This window comes from Pseudomonas sp. GW822-FHT07A10 (genome assembly GCF_058798795.1).
Window position 1 is genome coordinate 32,813 of the sequence record NZ_JBXAKV010000004.1, and the last position, 22,749, is coordinate 55,561.

A 22,749-nucleotide genomic window follows, 5' to 3' on the forward strand; every position below is an offset into this window, starting at 1 on the left:
ATGTTACGTACAATCAACTTCATGGGCGTTCGCAACTTTGCGTTCGGCGTCACATTGTTCCTTACCGCGCTGGCAATGTTCAGTGTCTTTCATAAGGGCATGAACTGGGGCCTGGACTTCACCGGCGGTACGCTCATCGAGCTGACCTACGAGCGTCCGGCGGATGTCACCAAGGTGCGTGAGCAACTGGTTACAGCCGGTTATCACGAAGCCATCGTGCAGAACTTCGGTGCGACTACCGATCTTCTGGTGCGTATGCCTGGCGAAGACCCGCAACTGGGTCACCAGGTGGCTGAAGCGCTGCAGAAAGTCGGCGGCGACAACCCGGCTCAGGTCAAGCGTGTCGAGTTCGTCGGCCCGCAGGTGGGTGAAGAACTGCGCGACCAGGGCGGCCTCGGCATGCTGATGGCGCTGGGCGGCATCCTGATCTACCTGGCTTTCCGCTTTCAGTGGAAGTTTGCGGTCGGTGCGATCGTGTCCTTGATCCACGACGTGATCGTGACCGTCGGTATCCTGTCGTTCTTCCAGATCACCTTCGACCTGACGGTGCTGGCGGCGGTACTGGCGATCATCGGTTACTCGCTCAACGACACCATCGTGGTATTCGACCGGGTTCGTGAGAACTTCCGCGTCCTGCGCAAGGCCAGCCTGATCGAGAACATCAACATCTCGACCACGCAAACCCTGCTGCGGACCATGGCGACGTCGATCTCCACCTTGCTGGCGATCGCGGCCCTGTTGTTCTTCGGTGGCGACAACCTGTTCGGTTTCTCCATTGCCCTGTTCATCGGTGTTCTGGCGGGTACTTACTCCTCGATCTACATCGCGAACGTGGTGCTGATCTGGCTGAACCTGAACAGCGAAGACCTGATTCCTGTGGCAACGAGCGAGAAGGAAGTCGACGACCGTCCATAACGGTTATCTCCTGCTGCAAGCCGAGAAGGCGCGAGTGTTGAACTCGCGCCTTTTTTTATGCTCCAAGGCTGGGAGAAGCGCGGGTTTGTCCCGTCTGTTATAGCCAGGAGGTTCATGTGAACAAGTCGTTGCTGGTTGGTGCGGTATTGGGTGCTGTCGGTGTGACTGCCGGTGGTGCTGTTGCCACCTACAAACTGGTTAAAAGCGGCCCTGAGTATGCACAAGTGCTGGCCGTTGAACCGGTCAAGACACAAATCAAGACTCCACGTGAAGTGTGCAAGGACGTTACGGTGACCCGGCAAGCGCCGGTGAAAGACCAACACCAGATCGCCGGTACGGTGGTCGGCGCCCTGGCTGGTGGCCTGTTGGGCAACCAGATCGGCGGCGGTACAGGCAAGAAAATCGCCACAGTGGCCGGTGCGGTCGGCGGCGGTTATGCGGGTAACAAGGTGCAGGAAGGCATGCAGGAGCGTGACACCTACACCACGACTCAGACTCGCTGTAACACGGTCAATGACATCAGCGACAAGGTCGTAGGCTACGACGTTCGTTATTCGCTGGACGGCAAGGAAGGCAAAGTGCGGATGGATCGCGATCCGGGCAATCAGATTCCGGTCGACAAGGATGGCAAGCTGATCCTGGGGCAGAACGAACCGGCCCGGTAATGAGCTGAGCGTCTACTCAAAAAGAAGCATCCCGCAAGGGATGCTTTTTTTGTGCCCGAATTTCATGTGTCACCTTCAACGTGTTATGCAAGACTCTTCATTTTTGCGGCCTTTTGCCCGCCAGTCCTGAGCCCCCATGCCTGCCATCGATCATCCCCTGATAGACCAGTTCCTCGACGCCCTGTGGCTGGAGAAAGGCCTTTCCGATAACACCCGCGATGCCTATCGCAGCGACCTGGCCTTGTTCAACGGCTGGTTGCAGGAGAAGGGCCTGGAGCTGATCAACGCCGGGCGCGAGTTGATCCTCGATCACCTTGCCTGGCGCCTGGAGCAAAACTACAAACCCCGTTCTACGGCGCGATTCCTCTCTGGTGTGCGTGGTTTCTATCGCTATTTACTGCGGGAAAAGCTGATTGCCGTTGATCCGACCCTGCGCGTGGATATGCCGCAGCTGGGTAGGCCATTGCCTAAATCCTTGTCGGAAGCCGATGTGGAAGCCTTGCTGGCCGCTCCGGACCTGAGCGAGGCCATCGGTCAGCGTGATCGCGCCATGCTTGAGGTGCTTTACGCGTGTGGCTTGCGGGTGACGGAGCTGATCAGCCTGACGCTGGAGCAGGTCAACCTGCGCCAAGGCGTGCTGCGGGTGATGGGCAAGGGCAGCAAGGAACGGCTGGTGCCGATGGGTGAGGAGGCGATTGTCTGGGTCGAGCGCTACATGCGCGATGCCCGTGGCGAGTTGCTGGGCGGGCGTCCCAGCGATGTGCTGTTCCCCAGCCAGCGCGGTGAGCAGATGACCCGCCAGACCTTCTGGCATCGCATCAAGCACCAGGCCAAGGTCGCCGGGATCGGCAAGTCGCTGTCGCCGCATACCCTGCGGCATGCCTTCGCCACGCACCTGCTCAACCACGGTGCCGACCTTCGGGTGGTACAAATGTTGCTCGGCCACAGCGATCTCTCCACCACCCAGATCTATACTCACGTCGCCCGGGCGCGCTTGCAGGACCTGCATGCCAAGCATCACCCCAGAGGCTAGCGCAAGCCCTGTGGCGAGGGGGCTTGCCCCCGTTCGGCTGCGCAGCAGTCGTCAAGCCTCACGCCTCGGTCCATATGTCGGATAGGGATCGCCAAGGAGGGGCTGCTTCGCAACCCAACGGGGGCAAGCCCCCTCGCCACAGGGGCCTTATGTGGTAGGCTTTGCCGGTTTGCACGATGGGCGGTTATGACCCGGTGTTTCGGCACGGGCGTTCTGATCGTCCCATTTGTCCGCCTTCAGGAGTTCTCATGCGTCTGACCCAGATTTTCGCCGCTGCAGCCATTGCGTTGGTCAGCACCTTTGCCGTCGCCGATGACGCGGCCGACAAAGCCATTCGTAAAAGCCTGGAAAACCTCCAGCTCGACGTGCCGGTCGAAACCATCACCGCCAGCCCGCTGCCAGGTCTGTACGAAGTCAAGCTCAAGGGCAGCCGCGTGCTTTACGCCAGCGCCGACGGCCAATACGTTGTTCAGGGCTACCTGTTCCAGCTCAAGGACGGTAAACCGGTCAACCTGACCGAGAAGACCGAACGCCTGGGCATTGCCAAACTGATCAACGACATTCCGGTGGCGGAAACCGTGGTCTACCCGGCCATCGGCGAAACCAAGTCGCACATCACCGTGTTCACCGACACCACTTGCCCGTATTGCCACAAGCTGCACGCCGAAGTGCCTGAGCTGAACAAGCGCGGTATCGAAGTGCGTTATGTTGCGTTCCCGCGCCAGGGCCTGGGCTCGCCGGGTGACGAGCAACTGCAAGCCGTGTGGTGCTCCAAAGACAAGAAAGCCGCCATGGACAAAATGGTCGATGGCAAGGAAATCAAGGCCGCCAAGTGCGATAACCCGGTGTCCAAGCAGTTTGCCCTTGGTCAGTCGATTGGCGTGAACGGTACACCGGCCATCGTTTTGGCTGACGGTCAGGTCATTCCGGGCTACCAGCCTGCGCCACAAGTCGCCAAACTGGCACTGGGCGCGAAGTAAATTCGCATCGTCACGGCCAGCCTTTGACGAGCGTGGTCCGGCGGCAGCATTTGCCGGGCCATCAATAGAGAGCCGCGAACCTGCGGCTGTTTTCACGGCCGGCCTCGAGTCGGCCGTTTTATGGGGAGTTCACAGTGAAACCGGTCAAAGTAGGCATCTGTGGGTTAGGGACCGTCGGTGGCGGTACCTTCAACGTACTTCAGCGCAACGCCGAGGAAATTGCTCGTCGTGCCGGGCGTGGAATCGAAGTGGCACAAATTGCCATGCGCACGCCAAAGCCTCAGTTCCAGACGACCGGTATTGCGATTACCAACGATGTCTTCGAAGTGGCCACGAACCCTGAGATCGACATCGTCATAGAGCTGATGGGCGGCTATACCGTTGCCCGCGAGCTGGTACTCAAGGCCATCGAGAATGGCAAGCATGTGGTCACCGCGAACAAGGCACTGATTGCCGTTCACGGTAATGAAATTTTCGCCAAGGCTCGCGAGAAGGGCGTGATCGTTGCGTTCGAAGCGGCCGTGGCCGGCGGCATTCCGGTGATCAAGGCGATCCGTGAAGGCTTGTCTGCCAACCGTATCAACTGGGTGGCCGGCATCATCAACGGCACCGGTAACTTCATCCTTACCGAAATGCGTGAAAAAGGCCGGACCTTCGAAGACGTGCTGGCCGAAGCGCAGGCCCTGGGTTACGCCGAAGCCGACCCGACGTTCGACGTCGAAGGCATCGACGCCGCCCACAAGCTGACGATCCTGGCGTCCATCGCGTTCGGCATTCCGTTGCAATTCGACAAGGCCTACACCGAAGGCATCACCAAGCTGACCACCGCTGACGTGAACTACGCCGAAGCGCTGGGCTATCGCATCAAGCACCTGGGCGTGGCGCGCAGCACCGCGGCCGGTATCGAGTTGCGCGTGCACCCGACGCTGATCCCGGCCGATCGCCTGATCGCCAACGTCAACGGCGTGATGAACGCGGTGATGGTCAACGGTGATGCTGCCGGTTCGACCCTGTTCTACGGTGCTGGCGCCGGCATGGAACCGACCGCTTCGTCGGTAATCGCCGACCTGGTGGACGTGGTTCGCGCCATGACCTCCGACCCGGAAAACCGTGTACCGCACCTGGCCTTCCAGCCGGATTCGCTGTCGGCCCACCCGATCCTGCCGATCGAAGCCTGCGAAAGCGCTTACTACCTGCGCATTCAGGCCAAGGACCATCCGGGCGTGTTGGCCCAGGTGGCGAGCATCCTGTCGGAGCGCGGCATCAACATCGAATCGATCATGCAAAAGGAAGTCGAGGAACACGACGGCCTGGTGCCGATGATCCTGCTGACCCATCGTGTGCTGGAACAGCACATCAACGATGCGATCGCTGCCCTGGAAGCCTTGGCGGGCGTGGTCGGTCCGGTTGTACGGATCCGCGTCGAGCACCTGAACTAAGCCGTTATCGTTCACCGGGCCCGCGTGCGGGCCCGGGTTTGCGAACACTGTCTATTGGAGCCAGTCATGCGTTATATCAGTACCCGCGGCCAGGCACCGGCCCTGAATTTCGAAGACGTCCTGCTGGCCGGTCTAGCCACCGACGGCGGTCTGTACGTCCCGGAAAACCTGCCACGTTTCACTCAGGAAGAAATCGCTTCCTGGGCTGGCCTGCCGTATCACGAGCTGGCCTTCCGGGTGATGCGCCCGTTCGTCACCGGCAGCATCCCCGATGCCGATTTCAAAAAGATTCTTGAAGAAACCTATGGCGTGTTTTCCCACAACGCCGTGGCGCCGTTGCGTCAGCTGAACAGCAACGAATGGGTGCTGGAGCTGTTCCACGGCCCGACCCTGGCGTTCAAGGACTTCGCCCTGCAACTGCTCGGTCGCCTGCTCGACTACGTGCTGGAAAAGCGCGGCGAGCGCGTGGTGATCGTCGGCGCTACCTCCGGTGACACCGGTTCGGCGGCCATCGAAGGCTGCAAGCATTGCGAAAACGTCGACATCTTCATCCTGCACCCATACAACCGCGTGTCCGAAGTGCAGCGTCGCCAGATGACCACCATCTTCGGCGAGAACATCCATAACATCGCCATCGAAGGCAACTTCGATGACTGCCAGGAAATGGTCAAGGCGAGCTTCGCCGACCAGAGCTTCCTCAAGGGCACTCGCCTGGTAGCGGTGAACTCGATCAACTGGGCGCGGATCATGGCCCAGATCGTTTATTACTTCCACGCAGCCCTGCAGTTGGGCGGCCCGGCGCGTTCGGTATCGTTCTCGGTGCCGACCGGCAACTTCGGCGATATCTTCGCCGGTTACCTGGCGCGCAACATGGGCCTGCCGATCAACCAGTTGATCGTCGCCACCAACCGCAACGACATCCTGCACCGCTTCATGAGCGGCAATCAGTACGTCAAGGAAACCCTGCACGCCACGCTGTCGCCGTCCATGGACATCATGGTCTCGTCGAACTTCGAACGCCTGTTGTTCGACCTGCACGGTCGCAACGGCGCGGCGATTGCCGGTTTGATGGACACCTTCAAGCAGGGTGGCGGTTTCAGCGTCGAACAGGAACGCTGGACCGAGGCGCGCAAGCTGTTCGATTCGCTGGCCGTGGATGACGCTCAAACCTGCGAAACCATTGCCGAAGTCTTCGAGCAAACCGGCGAGCTGCTGGACCCGCACACCGCCATCGGCGTGAAGGCCGCGCGCGAATGCCGTCGCAGCCTGGATATCCCGATGGTGATCCTGGGCACGGCTCATCCGGTCAAATTCCCGGACGCGGTGGAAAAAGCCGGTGTAGGAAAAGCGCTCGAACTACCTGCACATCTTTCTGATTTGTTTGAGCGAGATGAGCGTTGCACCGTGTTGCCGAACGACTTGAAAGCCGTGCAGGCCTTTGTCAGTCAGCATGGCAACCGCGGCAAGCCACTGTAACCGGTAAAAGCTGTCACATTTTGAAGCCCGTCTCCTGACGGGCTTTCTCATTTCTGCATGCCACACTTGTCGGGTTTCGTAAATGAAGAGCCGCCCATGAAGGACGGGCGAGACGATCACCAAGGAAGTGGCAATGCTGTTTTTTAGAGGGTTTAAACCAGCTGCGTGCTGGATATTTCTGGTCGGCGCCATGAGCGTTGCTCAATGGGGCCTGGCGGCGCAATTGGCGACTTATGGACCCCGTGAGTCGGTCGTCGGGGCCGCGATCGGGCTAGACGCTCAGGAGCTGCAATGGATTGCGCAACATCCGACGGTCATCGTCGCGTCGGCGCAGTACCCGTTGTACCTGTTCAAGGATGAACATGGACACTGGAGCGGTTTGAACAACGATGTGCTCAACCGCATCAGCGCCATGACAGGGCTGAAGTTCCTCCACGAAGAGACGTTTTCCACCGATCAATTGCTGGAGCGCCTGGAAAACGGCGCGGCAGACATGAGCACCACACTGGCAATGAGTGAGGAACGCAAGGAATTCCTGGATTTCAGTCATGCGTTCGGTGGTGCTGGCTGGGTGTTCGTCGGGCGAGCGGGCGCGCCAGCGGTGCAATCCATGCAGCAGCTGTCGAAAAGAGTACTGGTGCTGCCAGCACGGCATGCGCTGGAGGCGGCCATTCGTCGCGATTATCCGGCCATCGAGTTGCATTCGGTCAAAACCTACGCCGAGGCCAGGGCGTTGGTCGAAAGCGGCGAAGCCTATGCCACCATCGAGAACGAAACCGGGGCGCAGCTCTATCCGTCCGGGCAGCTCAAGGTGGGCGATACGGTGGAGGGTAAATGGGAGGCCGATCATCTGGCGGTACGCAAAGGGCAGCCGCAATTGTTGAGCATCCTCAACAAGGCGCTCGAAGCGTTTCCACCTGCCGAGTTACGTGCCATTCGCTTGAAGTGGCTCGATGGCATTGTTCCTGTACAGACGCCTTCGACCTGGCAGCGAATAGCCGAATGGGGTTGTTGGGGCGTTTTTGTCGCCAGTGTTTTTGCGCTGCTATCCCTATTGTGGAACCGGCGACTTGCGATGTTGATCCAGCAACGTCGGGACGCCGAAAAAGACCTCAATGACCAGCTCTCCTTCCAGCATGCCTTGATAGACGCCATGCCCGATCCGATGTTCGTGCGTGACCTGGAAGGGCGCTTGATCATGTGCAACAAGAGTTATGAAGAGGGGTTGTCGACCCGTTTCGACCAGATACAGGGGCGTCGACTGATCGAACTCGATGTCTTGCCCAAAGAAACCGCCGAGCAACTGCACGCCGAGTTCATGGCCCAACTCGGTACGCGCAAGACGCGCTTCAGCGAACGTCAGTTGATGTTCAAGGATGGTGTCAGGGACATCTATCAGTGGACGGTGCCGTTTTATAGTGCGGACGGTCAATTGCGAGGGCTGCTGGGCGGATGGACCGATCTGGCCAAGCGGACAAGGCAGGCGTGAAGCGCAATGCCTGTAGCAGCGGCTACAAGGAATGTGTCTCGGGTGAAAGGGTTTAAACGCGGCTGTTTTTTTACTGTCATCTTTTCCGGGCATGCTTTATCCACCAGAGGCGCCGGTGCGCCTGCCGTTGGAATCCAGAACTTTCTTCTCGGGTCTGGGGTCATTTACTGTGGATACGCCCCAGGCACTTTGTTTGCGGACTATTGAGTGGTGATCGAGATGGAAAGTATCAGTCTATTGCTCGGCGAGGCTCTGAGCCCGTACCAAGTCACGTTGACCCCATCGGGTGCCCATGGCGAATGCCTGGTGACGCTCAAGAGTGCGACCGGCGCTATCGTGGTCGAACGGCTGTTCAATCAGGCCCAGTTAACCGATAAACGTCTGCTGACGGATGTCGTCGACGGCTTGCACCGCGACGTGCTGATCGCTGAAGGACGCTTGGAGCCCTGTGTCATCGCGGCGTTGCGCAATGCTGCTCAGGACAAGCGCCTGGCCAGCCGAAATTGAAGTGTTTTTTGTGGGAACCTTCCTGCACCAAGGTCAGTCAGACCATGTAACGGCAGGATCAAGCATTGTGCTCCGGTGCTTGTAGCTTGCTGCTACGGGTCTGTAATACAGGCCACGTTTAACCCCGAGTTGTCTCCCCACTTCTCGGGGTTTCTTTTTGCCTGCGATTTGTCATTGCGTGGCCTGATGCTCGAAAAAGGCCTTGGTTTCTTTCAGGTAATCCTTGCGTCTTTGCGGGTCGAGCCAGTCGGCATACAACGGGCCCAGGTGCTCGCGGGGCAGGGCGCGCAATAGTCGGTTGATTTCACTGATCGCCTGTCGACCCTGAGGCGTATTCGAGCAACCGATGTACACGGGCATGTAGTTGCCCGTGCCTTTGACCGGGTAGAACTCCAGTTGCTCATCGGCCAGGTTTTCCTGATGGGCCTGATAGCGGATTTCCGGCCAGTAACCCAATACCACCTGCAAACGACCCAAGCGTTGCATCTGCAGCAGGCTGCCGAGGGCGTCATTGCCATAGTGGGGCGTCAGCGCGCCGGCTGGCGCCTGTTGCAGCAGTGTGTCGAGGAACTCACCGTAACGGCGCTCGGCGATCACACCGACTTTCTGTTGACCGCTGGCCAACAATGCGGCCAGATCGACTTCACCGTTGGAAAGAAACGGTTCCAGCACCGACCGGTCTTCACGTCGGATCACCAGCCCATTGCTGACCACCCGGAAGGCCGGAATGGAATACGTGATCCATTGTTCGCGCTCCTTGCTCCAGACCAGCGAGGGGTCGCAGGTAAAGGATTCTTCGTGAAGCATCTGCATGCCGCGGGCGCGATTGACCCGTATCAGGGTGTGTTCGTACTGCGGCATACCGGCGATCAGCAGGGGCATCAGTTGGTCGATAACGCCCTGGCCTTTTTTCGGACCTTCGAAGATTGTCAGTGGCGGCAGGTCGCGCAACAGCCAGAACAAATGCTCCTTAGGTTGCGCCAGGGCCGGGGATATCAGGCCCGACAACAGCCCGAGCGCCGCCAGCAGGCGCCCGATGCCGGCGTAACCGAGGACGGATGAAAGCAGGCGATTCAGCTTATATGGCCCCGTCTTCACGCAGCCGTGCGATCTGTGCCGGGTCGTAGCCCAGATCGTGGAGGACTTGCGCATTGTGTTCACCCAACTGCGGCCCGACCCATTCCGAGGTGCCGGGTGTCTCGGAAAGCTTCGGTACGATGCCGGGCATCTTGAAGTCCTTGCCGTCAGGCAGCTTGGCTTGCAGGAACATTTCCCGGGCCAGGTATTGCGGATCGCTGAACATGTCTTCGGCGCTGAAGATCCGGCTGGCGGGAACGTCGGCCTGGTTCAATTGCTCGATCACCGCGTCCAGCGGCAGTGAGTTGACCCAGCGATCGATCACCCCGTAAATCTCGTCGCGACGGCTGTCACGCCCGTCGTTGCTGGCCAGCACTGGGTCGTTGGCCAGGTCCTCGCGGCCGATGATCAGCATGAATCGCTTGAAGATCGCATCGCCGTTGGCGCCGATCTGCACGTGTTTGCCATCGGCGCTGGTGTGGATGGAGGAGGGTGTGATGCCCGGCATGATGTTGCCGGTGCGTTCGCGGATGAAGCCGAACACGTCGAACTCCGGGACCATGCTTTCCATCATGGCGAAGATCGCTTCGTACAGTGCCACGTCCACCACTTGTCCCAAGCCACCGTTGACCTCGCGATGACGCAAGGCCATCAGTGCGCCGATCACGCCCCAGAGCGCGGCAATCGAGTCGCCGATGGAAATCCCGGTGCGCACTGGCGGCCGGTCCTCGAACCCGGTGATGTAGCGCAGGCCGCCCATGGACTCACCGACCGCACCGAAGCCCGGCTGATCTTTCATGGGGCCGGTCTGGCCAAAGCCCGAGAGCCGCACCATCACCAGTTTCGGGTTCAGTGCGTGCAGGACTTCCCAGCTCAGGCCGAGCTTTTCCAGCACGCCGGGGCGAAAATTCTCGATCAGGATGTCCGCTTCACTGAGCAGCTGTTTCAGGATCGCCAGGCCATCGGGGTGTTTCAGGTTCAGGGTCAGGGATTTCTTGTTGCGCGCCTGAACGAACCACCACAGCGAGGTGCCTTCATACAACTTGCGCCATTTGCGCAACGGATCACCGCCGTCCGGTGACTCGATCTTGATCACTTCGGCGCCGAATTCGCCGCAAATACGCGAGGCAAACGGCCCGGCAATCAACGTACCCAATTCGATGACTTTCAGACCCGAGAGCGGTTTATTGGAGAACGGCATGCGAAATCCTGTAGGACAAAGGCTGAGCGAATACAGCGTTTTATCATAGGCCGACATCCATCGCCCAAAGTTGATTCGCCTTCAATTCGTTGATTGCCCTCTTGCATCGGTTAGACTTGCCGCCTTTCCCCGTATCAAGAAGCCCGTTCATGGCCCAGCCGTCCACGACATACAAGTTTGAACTGAACCTCACCGACCTCGACCGCAGCGTCTACGAGAACGTGAAGCAGACCATCGCCCGTCACCCTTCGGAAACCGAAGAGCGCATGACCGTGCGGCTGCTGGCCTACGCCTTCTGGTACAACGAGCAGCTGTCTTTTGGCCGCGGTCTGTCAGACGTGGATGAGCCGGCGCTGTGGGAAAAGAGCCTGGACGACCGTGTCCTGCACTGGATCGAAGTCGGCCAGCCAGACGCCGACCGCCTGACCTGGTGCTCGCGCCGCACCGAACGCACCAGCCTGCTGGCCTACGGCAGCCTGCGTGTGTGGGAAGGCAAAGTGATCCCGGCGATCAAGACCCTGAAAAACGTCAACATCGCCGCCGTGCCCCAGGAAGTGCTGGAAACCCTGGCCAAGGACATGCCGCGCGTTATCAAGTGGGACGTGATGATCAGCGAAGGAACGATTTTCGTCACCGACGACCGTGGTCAGCACGAAGTCCAGTTGCAATGGCTGGCCGGCGAACGCGGCTGATTATTCGCCGCTTGGCCGCGTCACCCGGTTTTATCCTACGTATTCAAGAGAAGCACCTGTCACCCCATGCGCATCGAACCTCGCCTGTTGCCCGACACCCTGCCATTCCTCGGTGATATTCCACCGCTGCTGACCCGCCTTTACGCGGCGCGGGGCGTGCAGTCCGAGGCTGAACTGGACAAGAGCCTGGCGCGGCTGATTCCGTTCCAGCAGCTCAAGGGCATCGAGGCGGCGGTGGATTTGCTGGTGACAGCGCTGGAGCAGCGTCAGCGGATTCTGATCGTTGGCGACTTCGATGCCGATGGCGCGACGGCCAGTACCGTGGGCATGTTGGGGTTACGCCTGCTGGGCGCGGCGCATGTCGACTATCTGGTGCCCAACCGCTTCGAGTACGGCTACGGCCTGACCCCGGAAATCGTCGAAGTGGCGCTGACCCGTGATCCGCAGTTGCTGATCACCGTGGACAACGGCATTTCCAGCGTCGAAGGCGTGGCGGCGGCGAAAAAAGCCGGGCTCAAGGTGCTGGTCACCGATCACCACTTGCCCGGTGACGAGCTGCCGTTGGCCGACGCCATCGTCAATCCGAACCAGCCGGGTTGCGAGTTCCCGAGCAAAGCCCTGGCCGGTGTCGGGGTGATTTTCTATGTACTGATGGCCCTGCGTGCGCGTTTGCGCAGCCTGGGCTGGTACGAGAGCAAGCCGCAGCCGAACATCGGTGAATTGCTCGACCTGGTGGCGCTGGGCAGCGTCGCCGACGTGGTGCCGCTGGATGCCAACAACCGGATTCTGGTGCATCAGGGCCTGGAGCGAATTCGCGCCGGGCGCGCGCGGCCGGGGATCAAGGCGATCCTTGAAGTGGCCAAGCGTGATCATTCGCGCATCACCTCCACTGACCTGGGCTTTATCCTCGGCCCGCGTCTGAACGCGGCAGGGCGGCTGGATGACATGAGCCTGGGCATCGAGTGCCTGCTCACCGAAGACGCTGGCGCCGCCCGTGAAATGGCGGCTCAGCTGGATGGCATGAACCAGGACCGTAAATCCATCGAGCAGGGCATGCAGCGCGAGGCGCTGGCCCAGCTCAAGGATCTGCCGGTGGAATCGATGCCGTTCGGCCTGTGCCTGTTCGATCCCGAGTGGCACCAGGGGGTGATCGGTATCCTCGCCTCGCGTATGAAAGAGCGCTATTTCCGTCCGACCATTGCCTTTGCCGATGCTGGCGATGGCCTGCTCAAGGGCTCGGGGCGTTCGGTTCAGGGCTTTCACATTCGCGATGCATTGAGCGTGGTCGCGGCGCAACATCCGAACCTGATCAGTAAATACGGCGGCCACGCCATGGCGGCCGGCCTGACCTTGCCGGAAGCGAATTTTCCGTTGTTCGCCGAAGCCTTCGACGCCGAAGTGCGCAGGCAAATGCGCGAAGAAGACCTGACCGGGCGACTGCTGTCGGACGGCACCCTGGCGGTCGAGGAGTTTCACCTGGAACTGGCTCGCGCCCTGCGCCACGCCGGGCCTTGGGGGCAACACTTTCCGGAGCCGCTGTTTCACGGGGTGTTCCAGTTGGTCGAGCAGCGTGTGGTTGGCGAGCGGCACCTCAAAGTGGTGCTCAAGAGTGAATGCGGCTCGGTGAAGCTGGATGGTATCGCCTTCGGGATCGACCGGGACATCTGGCCGAATCCGACCATCAAGTGGGTCGAATTGGCCTACAAACTCGACCTCAACGAGTTTCGTGGGAACGAGACTGTGCAGTTGATGATTGCCCACATCGAACCGCGTTAAGCCCTTCGCGGGCAAGCCCGCTCCCTTAGGATTTGCGTAAACCCTGTGGGAGCGAGGCTTGCCCGCGAAAGCGATTTCCCTCACACCGAATCTCTCTGAACCCTCCCTGATCCCGCGATGTCGACTAGGCTCTAAGCACTGCTTGATTATCCTTGTGACGTCTTGTCGAATTTTTTGCCCGCGGGGGCGGGTGCTGCACCTTTTTCCTGTCACTCGTCGACTATTCAAACAGAACCCTGGAGCCTGCCCACTGATTTGAGAGGTGCCCCATGAGTCTGCTGCTTGAACCCTATACCCTTCGTCAATTGACCCTGCTTAACCGCATCGCGGTATCACCGATGTGCCAGTACTCCAGCGTCGATGGGCTGGCCAATGACTGGCATCTAGTCCATCTCGGCAGCCGCGCGATCGGCGGCGCCGGTCTGGTGTTTACCGAAGCCACGGCGGTCACCGCCGACGGGCGTATCACCGCCCAGGACCTTGGTCTCTGGAATGATCAACAGATCGAACCCTTGCAACGTATTACGCGCTTCATTGCCGCTCAGGGCGCCGTTGCCGGCATCCAGCTGGCCCACGCCGGGCGCAAGGCCAGCACGCATCGGCCGTGGCTGGGCAAGCATGGCAGCGTCAAGCCGGAAGATGGCGGCTGGATCCCGGTCGGCCCTTCGCCGATCGCTTTCGACCCCCAGCACACACCACCCAAGCAGCTTAATGAAAGTGAGATCGCCGAGGTCGTCCAGGCTTTCGTCGATTCGGCCAAACGGGCGTTGATCGCCGGTTTCAAAGTGGTCGAAGTGCACGCCGCTCATGGGTATCTGCTGCATCAATTTCTTTCGCCCTTGAGCAATCAACGGCGCGATCAGTACGGTGGTTCATTCGAGAATCGTATTCGGCTGGTGCTGCAAGTCACCGAAGCGGTGCGGGCCGTCTGGCCTGAAGAGTTACCGGTGTTTGTGCGAGTATCGGCCACGGACTGGGTGGAAGACGGTTGGAACCCCGACGAAACCGTGGAGCTGGCGCGACGCTTGAAAGACCTGGGGGTGGACCTGATCGACGTTTCGTCGGGCGGTACGGCGGTAAATGCCGAAATTCCTACAGGGCCCGGTTATCAGACCCGATTTGCTGAGCGGGTACGTAAAGAGTCGGGCATTGCCACCGGCACGGTAGGCATGATCACCGAGCCAGCCCAGGCCGAGCATATTCTGCGTACCTGTCAGGCCGACATTATCTTCCTCGCCCGGGAGTTGTTGCGTGATCCGTATTGGCCGCTGCATGCCGATGACGATCTGGGTGGGCACAAGGCTGTCTGGCCGGCGCAATACCAACGGGCCACCCATCGTGACCAGCCGATTCATGAATCGGATTTGCGTGACTGAAAGCCGCTGTAAAACCAAAAAGCCCCGGTCGGGTTGACCGGGGCTTTTTAACGCCAAAAGATCGCAGCCTATATCAGGTGTACTTGCGCTTATCCGGCGCCGGCGGGAAATACTGGTACAGCCAGGTTTCACTCAACGTGCGGTCATTGGTGCGAATGAACAACCGCAGCTCCACCGGCGCCACGCTGTCATTGGTCGGGTACCAGTCGAAGGTGATTCGGTAGCCCTTGATGTCATCGAGCACCAGCACGTTGAAATCCTTCACCTGACCGTTCGAGCAGGTCACCACCGGTTCGATCCCCGCACCTTCGGGCAAGCGGTCCAGCCCGCCGCCGGTGAAGTCCACGGCAAAGCGGCGTGCCCAGACTTCGGGATAATGCTCACCCGGTGCCCAGCCTTCGACAAAGCCGCCCATGCCCGAACGGGTCGCGTTGACCCGTGCCAGCGGCGTACCCGTCGGTGGCAGGGCGCTCCAGTAGAGCTTGTAGCCGTAGTTCAGGGAATCACCGGCGGCGACCGGTTTCTTCGGCGTCCAGAACGCGACGATGTTGTCCAGGGTTTCGCCGGTCGTAGGAATCTCCAGCAAATCGATAGAGCCTTCGCCCCACGCGGTTGTCGGTTCTACCCACAGGCTCGGGCGCTTGCTGTACCAGTCGACGGTGTCCTGATAACTGTCGAATTCATGGTCGGTCTGCACCAGACCAAAGCCTTTCGGGTCGGTGTCGGCGAAGGCGTTGAATTGCAAGGTGTCCGGGTTGTTCAGCGGGCGGCAGATCCACTCGCCGTTGCCGCGCCACATGGCCAGGCGATCGGAGTCGTGGATTTGCGGGTGAATGGTGTCGCACATACGGCGCTCGTGGGTGCCGCAGCTGAACATGCTGGTCATCGGTGCGATACCCAGTTGCTCGATGGCGGTGCGGGCATTGACGTGGGCGTCGACTTCCATCACCACGCGCTCGGCCTGGCAATCGATGTCAAAACGGTAGGCCCCGGTGGCGCTCGGCGAATCGAGCAGGGCGTACACCACGAAACGGGTGCTGTCCTTGCCCGGTGTCTCGAACCAGAACTTGGTGAAGTCCGGGAACTCTTCACGCTTCTTGGCGTAGGTGTCGATTGCCAGGCCGCGGGCCGACAAACCGTACTGGCCGGTGGCGTCTACCGCACGGAAATAGCTGGCGCCGAGGAACGACAAGACGTCGTGCTGATCCAGCTCCGGGGCCTTGAATAGCTTGAACCCGGAAAAGCCCAGGTCGCCCTTGAGCTGCTGGGTATCGACGGTGGTTTTTTCATAGTTGAACAGCGACGGGCGGAAATGCACTTCGCGCGCCAGTCGAGTCTTGGGGTCGACGCTGTACATGCGCACCGGCTGCTTGAAACCCATGCCGACGTGGAAGAACTGCACGTCCAGCTGACCTTTCAGATCCTTCCACAGTGAGTGATTGCCGTCGTAGCGGATCGCATTGAAGTTCTGCGGTGTCATGGTTGCCAGTGTCGGCGGCAGCACCTGTTTGGTGTCCTGATACGGCTTGCCGGCGAGCTGTTTGGCTTGGCTCTTCAGCGCTTCGAAGTCGAACGCCTGGGCGTCGCCATCGGCAGTGCCACTGCCGGCCCAGGCGTTTGCGGCCAGCAGGCCGGTGGCCGAGAGACCGGTGTAAGCCGCGATGGCCATGGACGCTTTGAGCAAATTCCTGCGGTGCATAAGTACAACCTGTCGTGAACAATCCCGCGCCGTTCCTGGCACGTGCTGGATCAGAAATAACGGTTCGGACATGCCTTCGGCCAAACGCAACGGACTTTAGAGCAGATGCCAATAAGCTTAAACCGTTCAGTTGCAGAGCAAAAATGATTGATAGCACTGCGACAGCGTGGCAATGAAACAAGACATGTCAGGTAACGTTTCTCACAGCGCTTTCTGATTTATAGGGCATATCTGCTTTTTTCGACTAATTACTCTAAAAACCACTTCTCAGTGCCGATTTAATTTCTATTCTATGGACATGACCGGTTTCGGCCCTTCAGGCCGGTGGGTTCAGTGCACACAAGACGACCGCTGAAAGTGATAGGGCGATGCGGTTTTGCAGTTTTCTCTGACGTTTAGAAGGACATCGTCCATGTCGAAAGTACAAGGAATCACTGAAATGTTAGGACTCTTTCCCTGCCTGGCCACCGGGCGGCGAAGGCGTCGGCTCAGTTCGGAGGAGTTGAAGTTGGTGGAGCGCTATCGCGAGCTGTCGGAGAGTGACCGGATTGCGATGCGCTATCTGGTGGATGCGATGAGGAGTGTTTCGCGGTTTTGAGGTGTAAAGGCTTTGTCCGTTGAGCAAAAGATCGCGGCCTGCGGCAGCGCTTACAGGAGAACTGCCGCAGGCCGCGATCTTTTCGCTTTTAATGCTTGAACATCACATGCCGCACAACCGTGTAATCCTCCAACCCATACATGGACATGTCCTTGCCATAACCGGACAGTTTCTGACCACCGTGCGGCATTTCGCTGACCAGCATGAAGTGGGTGTTCACCCAGGTGCAGCCGTACTGCAGGCGTGCAGACAGGCGATGGGCGCGGCCGACGTCCGAGGTCCAGACCGACGACGCCAGGCCGTAGTCCGAATCGTTGGCCCAGGCCAGCGCCTGCGCTTCATCGGTGAATCGGGTCACCGATACCACCGGCCCGAATACTTCGCGGCGCACGATCTCGTCGTCCTGTTGTGCGTCGGCCAGCACCGTCGGTTCAAAGAAGAAGCCATTGCCTTCCACTGGCTTGCCGCCGGTGATCAACCGAATGTGCGGTTGCGCCATGGCCCGCTCGACAAACCCGGTTACGCGGTCACGATGTTGCGCGCTGATCAATGGGCCCAGCTCCGTCGACGGATCATCCTGCAAGCCGTACTTGAGGCTGCTGACCGCGGCGCCGAGCTTCTCGACGAAGGTGTCGTAGATGCCTGCCTGAGCGTAGATGCGGCAAGCGGCAGTGCAGTCCTGGCCGGCGTTGTAGAAACCGAAGGTGCGAATACCTTCCACGGCGGCGTCGATGTCGGCATCGTCGAAGATGATCACCGGCGCCTTGCCGCCCAGTTCCATGTGCATGCGTTTGACGCTGCCGGCGGTGCTGGAAATGATATTCGAGCCGGTAGCGATGGAACCGGTCAGCGACACCATGCGCACTTTCGGGTGGGTGACCAGTGGGGTGCCAACGGTAGGACCACGACCGAACACCAGGTTAAGCACACCCGCCGGGAAAATCTCCGACGCCAGTTCTGCCAGGCGCAGGGCGGTCAGCGGGGTTTGTTCCGACGGCTTGAGCACCACGGTATTACCGGCGGCCAGGGCCGGGGCGACTTTCCAGGCGAGCATCATCAGCGGGTAGTTCCATGGCGCGATGGAGGCAATCACGCCCACTGGGTCGCGGCGGATCATCGAGGTGTGGCCGTGCAAGTATTCACCCCCCAGCGCGCCACCCATGCAACGGCTGGCCCCGGCGAAGAATCGGAACACGTCGGCAATCGCCGGGATCTCGTCGTTCAGCGCGGCGCTGTAGGGTTTGCCGCAGTTGTCCGACTCCAGTTTGGCCAGCTCTTCGCCATGGGCTTCGATGATGTCGGCGAGTTTGAGCAGCAACAGCGAGCGTTCTTTCGGTGTGGTTTGCGACCAGCCTTCAAAGGCGCTATCGGCGGCGCGCACGGCGGCGTCGACCTGGGCTTCGCTGGCTTCGTTGATTTCCACCAGTACACGACCGAGGGCCGGGTTGAACACGGCTTGGGCGGGGCCGTCCCCAGCGACCAGTTGGCCATTGATCAAGAGTTTGGTTTGCATGGCTTTATCCTCCGAAGCTGTTGTTTTCTTTTTGTGGGAACTGGCCCCTGCTCCCACAGGATCCGGTTTCCAGTGGTCAGTTATTTTCCGCCGCTACCGGCGACACTCTCCCCACCACGGGTCAGGTAATACGCGCCGAGAATCGGCAACATGGTCACCATCATGACCAGCATCGCCACGACGTTGGTCACCGGCACGTCCCGTGGGCGGCTGAGCTGGTTGAGCAGCCACAACGGCAAGGTGCGTTCGTGGCCGGCGGTGAAGGTGGTGACGATGATTTCGTCGAACGACAGGGCAAACGCCAGCATGCCGCCAGCCAGCAACGCCGAGCCGAGGTTCGGCAGGACGATGTAGCGGAAGGTCTGCCAGCCGTCGGCGCCGAGGTCCATCGACGCTTCGATCAAACTGTAGGACGTGCGGCGCAACCGGGCGATGACGTTGTTGTAGACGATCACTACGCAGAAGGTCGCGTGACCGATCACGATAGTGAATACCCCCGGCTCGATCCCCAGCGTCTTGAAGGTCGCCAGCAGCGCGATCCCGGTGATGATCCCCGGCAATGCGATCGGCAGGATCAGCATCAGCGAAATACCTTGCTTGCCGAAGAAGTCCCGCCGGTACAACGCCGCCGAGGCGAGGGTGCCGAGGATCAACGCAATCAGCGTGGCGATGGCGGCGATCTGCAGCGACAGCTTGATCGCCTCCAGTACGTCGGGCCGCGAGAACGCCACGGCGATCCACTTCAGGGTGAAGCCCTTGGGCGGAAAGCTGAACGCCGCGTCTTCGGTGTTGAAGGCATAGAGGAAGATGATCAGGATCGGGAAGTGCAAGAACAGCAACCCGCCCCAGGCGGCGATGCGCAGGCCCAGGGACGCCCGGTCTTGAGAGGAAGAGTCAGAGCGCATCGAAGGCCCCCAGACGTTTGACGATGGACAGGTAAATGGCGATCAGCACGATCGGCACCAGCGTGAAGGCCGCCGCCATCGGCATGTTGCCGATCGCCCCTTGCTGGGCGTAGACCATGCTGCCGACGAAGTAGCCCGGCGGGCCCACCAGTTGCGGCACGATGAAATCGCCCAGCGTCAGTGAAAACGTGAAAATCGAACCGGCCGCGATCCCCGGAATCGACAGCGGCAGAATCACTTGCATGAAGGTCTGACGCGGCTTGGCGCCCAGGTCCGCCGAAGCTTGCAGCAAGGAGGGTGGCAGGCGTTCCAGTGACGCCTGGATCGGTAGAATCATGAACGGCAGCCAGATGTAAACGAACACCATGAACCGCCCCAGATGCGAGGTCGACAAGGTGCTGCCACCCACTCCCGGCATCCCGAGCACGAACTGCAACACGGGCTCCAGATTCAAATACTGAACAAACCACTGCGCCACGCCGCCCTTGGCTAGCAGCAAGGTCCAGGCGTAGGCCTTGACGATGTAACTGGCCCACATCGGCATCATCACCGCGATGTAGAAAAACGCCTTGGTGTTGCCGCTGGTGTAGCGCGCCATGTAGTAGGCGATCGGGAAGGCCACGATTGCACTGGCGATCGACACGACGATGGCCATGCTCAGGGTGCGCAGGATGATGTCGAAGTTCGATGGCTGGAACAGCGCTGCGAAGTTCGCCAGGGTCAGGTCGGGGGTGACCGTCATGGTGAAGTCATCGAAGGTGTAGAAGCCTTGCCAGAGCAGAGTCAGCAGCGAGCCGAGGTAGATGGCGCCAAACCACAGCAACGGCGGCACCAGCAGCAGCGACAGATACAGGTTCGGCCGCCGGTACAGCAGGTTGGAAAACCGGCGCAGCGGCGAGCCGTTGGCCGGGGTTCGAGAGATCACGCTGTCCATCTCATACCCCGCCTACAACATTGTCGTGCAGCGGGATCATCGCCTCGCGCGCCCAGCGAGCGCTGATGCGTTGCCCGGGCTGATGTTGCGCACTGACGTCCAGCCACTGGACGTTGGCCTGGCTGATGTTCAGGGTCTGGCCGTTTTCCAGTTTCAGTTCATAGCGGGTGGCGCTGCCCTGATACTGGATGTCATGAAGCACGCCGCTGACTTCTATTTCATGGCTGGCCAGCGGCCCTTCGGCGAAACGCACGTGTTCCGGGCGGATCGAAAACGGCTGAGGATTGCCGCTCAACTGCCGGGCCAGATCACCGCGTATCACATTGGACGTGCCGACGAATTCGGCGACGAAGGTGGTTGTCGGTTTCATATAGAGGTGGCGTGGCGTGTCGACCTGCTCGATGCGCCCTTTGTTGAACACCGCCACGCGGTCGGACATCGACAACGCTTCGGTCTGGTCGTGGGTGACGAAGATAAAGGTGATGCCGAGCTGACGTTGCAGCTTCTTCAGTTCGCCTTGCATTTGCTCGCGCAGCTTCAGGTCGAGGGCGCCCAAGGGTTCGTCGAGCAACAACACGCGAGGGCGATTGACCAGCGCGCGAGCCAGGGCCACACGCTGGCGTTGGCCGCCCGACAGCTGCACCGGTTTGCGCTCGCCGTAGCCGTTGAGGGCGACCATGTCGAGGGCTTCTTCGGCACGTTTGTGGCGTTCGCTCTTGCCGACGCCTTTGACTTTCAAGCCGTAGGCGACGTTGTCGAGTACGTTCATGTGTGGGAACAGCGCGTAATCCTGGAACACGGTATTCACGTCGCGCTGATACGGCGGCAGCCCGGCGGCCTCCAAGCCATGGATGCGGATGGAGCCGGTGCTCGGCTGTTCGAAACCGGCGATCAGGCGCAGGCAGGTGGTTTTACCCGAGCCAGAAGGGCCCAGCAGGGAAAAGAACTCGCCGTCCTGGATGTCGATGGAAACCCGGTCAACGGCCTTCACCTCACCGAACTGACGGGAAACGTTGGTGAACTGGACTGCAAGCGTCATGGATACGGTGCTCCCAAAAAGCGGGGCCCATCACAGCGGCCCCTGCCTGGACTTCTGAAAAAGCTGAATCGGTGTGCCTTTTTAGCTGGAATGCTCACTGTGGCGAGGGGGCTTGTCGGACCGCCGCACCGCCCCATTGGGCTGCGTAGCAGCCCTGAAAAGGAGAGCGCGGTGTATCTGTTAGACCGCGGTGACTGGTTCCAGGGCGGCTTCGCCACCCAACGGGGGCAAGCCCCCTCGCCACAAAGTTCCCTCGCCACAAGAGGCGGTGTATTACCTGCCTCCCATAATCGCGATGTAATCCTGGGTCCAACGGCTATAAGGCACAAACTTGCCACCCTCAGCCTGCGGGGTTTTCCAGAAGGCGATCTTGTCAAACTGGTCGAAACCGTTGGTCTTGCACCCCTCGGCCCCCAACAGTTCGCTTGCCTTGCACGCCGCCGGAACCGCCGGCAGCGAGCCGAACCAGGCGGACACATCGCCCTGGACCTTCGGCGTCAGCGACCAGTCCATCCACTTATAGGCACAGTTCGGGTGCTTGGCTTCGGCGTGCATCATGGTGGTGTCGGCCCACCCGGTGGCGCCTTCTTTGGGGATGGTCGAGGCGACTGGCTGTTTCTCGTTCATCAGGCCGTTGACCTGATACGGCCAGGAACTGGAGGCCACCACGCCTTCGTTCTTGAAATCACTCATCTGCACGGTGGTGTCGTGCCAGTAGCGGTGAATCAACTTTTGCTGGGCGCGCAGCAGGTCGAGAACGGCCTTGTACTGTTTTTCGTCGAGCAGGTAAGGGTCTTTGATGCCCAGTTCCGGCTTGGCGGTTTTCAGGTACAGCGCCGCGTCCGCGATGTAGATCGGGCCGTCATACGCCTGCACGCGGCCTTTGTTGGATTTGCCGTCGGGCAGTTTCTGCTCTTCGAGTATCACGCTCCAACTGGTCGGCGGCTGTTTGAACACGTTGGTGTTGTACATGAGCACATTCGGCCCCCATTGGTACGGGGTGCCATAGGTTTGCTTGTCGACCACGTACCACGGCCCATCCTTCAGGCGCGGATCGAGATTCTTCCAGTTGGGGATCAATGCGGTGTTGATCGGCTGGACGCGCTTGCCGGCGATCAAGCGCAGGGAGGCATCGCCGGACGCCGTCACCAGGTCGTAACCGCCCTTGGCCATCAGGCTGACCATTTCATCGGACGTGCCGGCCGTCTTGACGTTGACCTTGCAGCCGGTTTCCTTCTCGAAAGCGCTGACCCAGTCGTAAGCCTTGTCGCTTTCGCCCCGTTCGATATAGCCGGGCCAGGCAACGATATCCAGCTGACCTTCGCCGGCACCGACGGCTTTCAGCGGTTCGGCGGCCTGCAGGCTGGCGCTGGCCAGAAGCGCCGTGGCGATTGCACTGAGCAGTGCGGTCTTGTGTTCGAACATGGGGTTTCCC

20 protein-coding genes are annotated in these 22,749 nt (G+C 60.2%); 12 read left to right on the top strand and 8 right to left on the bottom strand.

Annotation, left to right across the window (positions count from 1 at the left end):
• The 8 genes from secF (at position 1) to AC1RL4_RS08550 (ending at position 8,504) form a co-directional block, all read left to right on the top strand.
• Complete coding sequence (secF, locus tag AC1RL4_RS08515) at positions 1–915, top strand: protein translocase subunit SecF (RefSeq protein ID WP_230175196.1); 915 nt, start codon at positions 1–3, stop codon at positions 913–915.
• Positions 916–1,031: 116 nt separating this feature from the next.
• Positions 1,032–1,580, top strand: coding sequence for a glycine zipper 2TM domain-containing protein (locus AC1RL4_RS08520; protein ID WP_018926705.1), 549 nt, complete (start codon positions 1,032–1,034; stop codon positions 1,578–1,580).
• 136 nt (positions 1,581–1,716) lie between these two features.
• Complete coding sequence (xerD, locus tag AC1RL4_RS08525; RefSeq protein WP_007934017.1) at positions 1,717–2,613, top strand: site-specific tyrosine recombinase XerD; 897 nt, start codon at positions 1,717–1,719, stop codon at positions 2,611–2,613.
• 248 nt (positions 2,614–2,861) lie between these two features.
• A complete protein-coding gene (locus tag AC1RL4_RS08530) occupies positions 2,862–3,593 on the top strand; it encodes a DsbC family protein (RefSeq protein ID WP_007934018.1) in 732 nt (243 codons plus the stop codon).
• Between the two features lie 134 nt (positions 3,594–3,727).
• On the top strand, positions 3,728–5,032 hold the full coding sequence (locus AC1RL4_RS08535) for a homoserine dehydrogenase (protein ID WP_018926703.1): 1,305 nt from the start codon (positions 3,728–3,730) through the stop codon (positions 5,030–5,032).
• A 66-nt stretch (positions 5,033–5,098) separates the two neighbouring features.
• Complete coding sequence (thrC, locus tag AC1RL4_RS08540; protein ID WP_230175194.1) at positions 5,099–6,508, top strand: threonine synthase; 1,410 nt, start codon at positions 5,099–5,101, stop codon at positions 6,506–6,508.
• Positions 6,509–6,641: 133 nt separating this feature from the next.
• On the top strand, positions 6,642–7,997 hold the full coding sequence (locus AC1RL4_RS08545; protein WP_028939500.1) for a transporter substrate-binding domain-containing protein: 1,356 nt from the start codon (positions 6,642–6,644) through the stop codon (positions 7,995–7,997).
• Between the two features lie 219 nt (positions 7,998–8,216).
• Positions 8,217–8,504, top strand: a complete 288-nt coding sequence (locus tag AC1RL4_RS08550; RefSeq protein ID WP_019581629.1) for a DUF3509 domain-containing protein — start codon at positions 8,217–8,219, stop codon at positions 8,502–8,504.
• A gap of 171 nt (positions 8,505–8,675) precedes the next feature.
• Here the strand turns inward: AC1RL4_RS08550 and AC1RL4_RS08555 are convergent, their stop codons facing one another.
• On the bottom strand, positions 8,676–9,602 hold the full coding sequence (locus AC1RL4_RS08555) for a TIGR02285 family protein (RefSeq protein WP_019581628.1): 927 nt from the start codon (positions 9,600–9,602) through the stop codon (positions 8,676–8,678).
• Positions 9,583–10,782, bottom strand: coding sequence for a CaiB/BaiF CoA transferase family protein (locus tag AC1RL4_RS08560; protein ID WP_019651844.1), 1,200 nt, complete (start codon positions 10,780–10,782; stop codon positions 9,583–9,585). Before AC1RL4_RS08560 ends, AC1RL4_RS08555 begins: the two co-directional genes overlap by 20 nt.
• Before the next feature lie 149 nt (positions 10,783–10,931).
• On the opposite strand from AC1RL4_RS08560, the gene AC1RL4_RS08565 reads away from it, so the two are divergent.
• From AC1RL4_RS08565 to AC1RL4_RS08575, 3 genes are all read left to right on the top strand, one after another.
• The gene (locus AC1RL4_RS08565; protein ID WP_007940622.1) at positions 10,932–11,474 is read left to right on the top strand and encodes a YaeQ family protein; all 543 of its coding nucleotides are present in this window, start codon (positions 10,932–10,934) and stop codon (positions 11,472–11,474) included.
• A 66-nt stretch (positions 11,475–11,540) separates the two neighbouring features.
• Entirely contained in the window at positions 11,541–13,250 is a 1,710-nt protein-coding gene (gene recJ / locus AC1RL4_RS08570; RefSeq protein WP_230175185.1) for a single-stranded-DNA-specific exonuclease RecJ, read from the top strand.
• 269 nt (positions 13,251–13,519) lie between these two features.
• Positions 13,520–14,626 carry an NADH:flavin oxidoreductase/NADH oxidase gene (locus AC1RL4_RS08575; RefSeq protein WP_019581626.1) on the top strand — a complete coding sequence of 369 codons (1,107 nt, stop codon included), beginning with the start codon at positions 13,520–13,522 and terminating at the stop codon, positions 14,624–14,626.
• Positions 14,627–14,699: 73 nt separating this feature from the next.
• Here AC1RL4_RS08575 and AC1RL4_RS08580 read toward each other — a convergent pair whose 3' ends face one another.
• Complete coding sequence (locus tag AC1RL4_RS08580) at positions 14,700–16,325, bottom strand: glucan biosynthesis protein D (protein ID WP_230175183.1); 1,626 nt, start codon at positions 16,323–16,325, stop codon at positions 14,700–14,702.
• Between the two features lie 412 nt (positions 16,326–16,737).
• Between AC1RL4_RS08580 and AC1RL4_RS08585 the strand changes: the two genes are divergently transcribed.
• The gene (locus tag AC1RL4_RS08585) at positions 16,738–16,923 is read left to right on the top strand and encodes a hypothetical protein (RefSeq protein WP_007940616.1); all 186 of its coding nucleotides are present in this window, start codon (positions 16,738–16,740) and stop codon (positions 16,921–16,923) included.
• 88 nt (positions 16,924–17,011) lie between these two features.
• Here AC1RL4_RS08585 and AC1RL4_RS08590 read toward each other — a convergent pair whose 3' ends face one another.
• From AC1RL4_RS08590 to ydcS, 5 genes are all read right to left on the bottom strand, one after another.
• Complete coding sequence (locus tag AC1RL4_RS08590) at positions 17,012–18,436, bottom strand: gamma-aminobutyraldehyde dehydrogenase (RefSeq protein WP_230175181.1); 1,425 nt, start codon at positions 18,434–18,436, stop codon at positions 17,012–17,014.
• Between the two features lie 80 nt (positions 18,437–18,516).
• Positions 18,517–19,341, bottom strand: a complete 825-nt coding sequence (locus tag AC1RL4_RS08595; RefSeq protein WP_018926693.1) for an ABC transporter permease — start codon at positions 19,339–19,341, stop codon at positions 18,517–18,519.
• Positions 19,331–20,275 (bottom strand): ABC transporter permease, encoded by a 945-nt coding sequence (locus tag AC1RL4_RS08600; RefSeq protein ID WP_019581622.1) that lies wholly within the window; start codon positions 20,273–20,275, stop codon positions 19,331–19,333. The genes AC1RL4_RS08595 and AC1RL4_RS08600 overlap by 11 nt, the downstream gene beginning before the upstream one ends.
• Before the next feature lies 1 nt (position 20,276).
• On the bottom strand, positions 20,277–21,314 hold the full coding sequence (locus AC1RL4_RS08605; RefSeq protein ID WP_086946356.1) for an ABC transporter ATP-binding protein: 1,038 nt from the start codon (positions 21,312–21,314) through the stop codon (positions 20,277–20,279).
• Between the two features lie 273 nt (positions 21,315–21,587).
• Positions 21,588–22,739, bottom strand: coding sequence for a putative ABC transporter substrate-binding protein YdcS (gene ydcS / locus AC1RL4_RS08610; protein ID WP_019581620.1), 1,152 nt, complete (start codon positions 22,737–22,739; stop codon positions 21,588–21,590).
• Positions 22,740–22,749 lie beyond the last annotated feature (10 nt).

Bases quoted from the DNA above. Each gene is read 5' to 3' on its own strand.
- secF (WP_230175196.1), top strand. From the start codon at position 1: ATGTTACGTACAATCAACTTCATGGGCGTTCGCAACTTTGCGTTCGGC.
- xerD (WP_007934017.1), top strand. From the start codon at position 1,717: ATGCCTGCCATCGATCATCCCCTGATAGACCAGTTCCTCGACGCCCTG.
- AC1RL4_RS08530 (WP_007934018.1), top strand. From the start codon at position 2,862: ATGCGTCTGACCCAGATTTTCGCCGCTGCAGCCATTGCGTTGGTCAGC.
- thrC (WP_230175194.1), top strand. From the start codon at position 5,099: ATGCGTTATATCAGTACCCGCGGCCAGGCACCGGCCCTGAATTTCGAA.
- AC1RL4_RS08545 (WP_028939500.1), top strand. From the start codon at position 6,642: ATGCTGTTTTTTAGAGGGTTTAAACCAGCTGCGTGCTGGATATTTCTG.
- AC1RL4_RS08550 (WP_019581629.1), top strand. From the start codon at position 8,217: ATGGAAAGTATCAGTCTATTGCTCGGCGAGGCTCTGAGCCCGTACCAA.
- AC1RL4_RS08560 (WP_019651844.1), bottom strand. From the start codon at position 10,782: ATGCCGTTCTCCAATAAACCGCTCTCGGGTCTGAAAGTCATCGAATTG.
- AC1RL4_RS08565 (WP_007940622.1), top strand. From the start codon at position 10,932: ATGGCCCAGCCGTCCACGACATACAAGTTTGAACTGAACCTCACCGAC.
- recJ (WP_230175185.1), top strand. From the start codon at position 11,541: ATGCGCATCGAACCTCGCCTGTTGCCCGACACCCTGCCATTCCTCGGT.
- AC1RL4_RS08575 (WP_019581626.1), top strand. From the start codon at position 13,520: ATGAGTCTGCTGCTTGAACCCTATACCCTTCGTCAATTGACCCTGCTT.
- AC1RL4_RS08580 (WP_230175183.1), bottom strand. From the start codon at position 16,325: ATGCACCGCAGGAATTTGCTCAAAGCGTCCATGGCCATCGCGGCTTAC.
- AC1RL4_RS08585 (WP_007940616.1), top strand. From the start codon at position 16,738: ATGTCGAAAGTACAAGGAATCACTGAAATGTTAGGACTCTTTCCCTGC.
- AC1RL4_RS08590 (WP_230175181.1), bottom strand. From the start codon at position 18,436: ATGCAAACCAAACTCTTGATCAATGGCCAACTGGTCGCTGGGGACGGC.
- AC1RL4_RS08595 (WP_018926693.1), bottom strand. From the start codon at position 19,341: ATGCGCTCTGACTCTTCCTCTCAAGACCGGGCGTCCCTGGGCCTGCGC.
- AC1RL4_RS08600 (WP_019581622.1), bottom strand. From the start codon at position 20,275: ATGGACAGCGTGATCTCTCGAACCCCGGCCAACGGCTCGCCGCTGCGC.
- AC1RL4_RS08605 (WP_086946356.1), bottom strand. From the start codon at position 21,314: ATGACGCTTGCAGTCCAGTTCACCAACGTTTCCCGTCAGTTCGGTGAG.
- ydcS (WP_019581620.1), bottom strand. From the start codon at position 22,739: ATGTTCGAACACAAGACCGCACTGCTCAGTGCAATCGCCACGGCGCTT.